General features: G+C 71.4%; 1 pseudogene. It reads right to left on the reverse strand.

Annotation, left to right across the window (positions count from 1 at the left end):
* Window positions 1-888 (reverse strand): annotated as a pseudogene (locus tag APM_RS12375) (5-methyltetrahydropteroyltriglutamate--homocysteine S-methyltransferase); the annotation flags it as partial.

Genomic DNA, 888 nt, shown 5'->3' on the forward strand with positions numbered 1-888 from the left:
GGTCTTCAGCCCGCAATCCGGGTTCACCCAGAGCTGGTCGTCCGCCAGCTTCCGCCGGGCGAGGCGGAGCAGGGCGAGGATTTCCTCCTCGGGCGGGATTCGCGGGCTGTGGATGTCCCACACGCCGGGGCCGATCTCGGCCGGGTAGGCGGAGGGGCCGTGGCCGGCGAAGGCCTCCAGCAGTTCCATCCGGCTGCGGGCGGTCTCGATCGAGATCGCGTCCGCATCCATCGTGGCGATGGCCGGCATGATGTCCTGGAATTCGGCGTAGCACATATGGGTGTGGATCGCCGTGTCGTCGCGCACCACGGCGGTGGCGAGGCGGAAGCAGGACACCGCCCAGCGCAGATAGGCCTCGCGGTCGGCGGTGCGCAGCGGCAGCCCCTCGCGGAAGGCCGGCTCGTCCACCTGGATGATGGCGAGGCCGGCGGCCTCGAGGTCGGCCACCTCGTCGCGCAGCGCCAGCGCGATCTGCCGGCAGACCGTCTCGCGCGGCAGGTCGTCGCGCACGAAGGACCATTGCAGCATCGTCACCGGCCCGGTCAGCATCCCCTTCACGGGCCGGGCGGTGAGCGACTGGGCATGGCGCGCCCAGCGCACCGTCATCGGCCGGGGCCGCGCGACATCGCCCCAGATGATCGGCGGCGCCACGCAGCGGCTGCCATAGGACTGCACCCAGCCATGCCGGGTGAAGGCGAAACCGTCGAGCTGCTCGCCGAAATACTTGACCATGTCGTTGCGCTCGAACTCGCCGTGCACCAGCACGTCGAGCCCGATCCGCTCCTGCAGGCGGATCGCGTCCTCGGTCCAGGTCGCGATCGCTTCGTCGTATTCGGCGGCGCCGATCTCGCCGCGCGCGAGCGCCGCCCGGGTCCGGCGCACGCCCGA

The organism is Acidiphilium sp. PM, assembly GCF_000219295.1.
Lineage (GTDB): Bacteria > Pseudomonadota > Alphaproteobacteria > Acetobacterales > Acetobacteraceae > Acidiphilium > Acidiphilium multivorum.